The sequence below is a fragment of the Streptococcus oralis genome (assembly GCF_001579175.1).
GTDB lineage: Bacteria > Bacillota > Bacilli > Lactobacillales > Streptococcaceae > Streptococcus > Streptococcus oralis_O.
In genome coordinates this window covers 1-701 of the sequence record NZ_KQ970769.1, presented here as the reverse complement: position 1 = coordinate 701, position 701 = coordinate 1, and the positions used below count along the sequence as shown (strand labels likewise).

The 701-nt window shown below is 48.9% G+C and carries 1 protein-coding gene; it reads left to right on the top strand.

Annotation, left to right across the window (positions count from 1 at the left end; genetic code table 11):
• On the top strand, nt 1-701 hold a 701-nt coding region (locus tag SORDD24_RS10565), incomplete at both ends, for an RHS repeat domain-containing protein (protein ID WP_155720160.1).

The window sequence follows — 701 nt, the reverse complement described above, 5'->3', positions numbered from 1 at the left end:
CCGTCATATGGATAAGCAGGACAAGCTCATCTCCAGCTACGGCTATGAGTATGATGATGGTGGCTATATCGCTAAAGAAACCATCCAGCAGGATGGGGAAACCCTAGTCCATACCTATACTTACGATACTCTCGGTCAAGTGGAAAATATGACCGTATCGGATGCATCTGGTAAGGAATTCTCCAAGCTCTCTTACACCTATGACCTAGCGGGCAATAAGCTGACCAGCACCGAGACAGTCGATGGCAAGGAGAGCCAGACACGCTTCACCTATGATGACCATAACCGCTTGACCAAACTGGAAGGGCCAGATGGTACCATCACCTATACCTACGATAAGAATGGCAATCGCATCGCTTCTGAGAAGAACTCAGAAAAGCTAGACTACATCTACGATACAGAGAATCGCTTGCTTGCGATCAAGGACAAGAAGGGTCTTCTCATGGCTGCGCTTTACGACGGGGATGATAACCGTGTCTTCACTGCCAGTCGCAAGGAAGGCAAGAACACTTATCAACTCTTCCAACGCAAGCCAAAGGATACCAAGTCAGGCCGTAAGTCACCATACACAGCCCCAAGTGGGGACCAACACTCCCTCTTCTGGTATGGCTTTAGCCAGAATGTCCTCCAAGCTCTATCCACATTACCGCAAACAATAGGAAGCATCTGGCACAGCATCTTTGACGATGTGTCGACAGCCT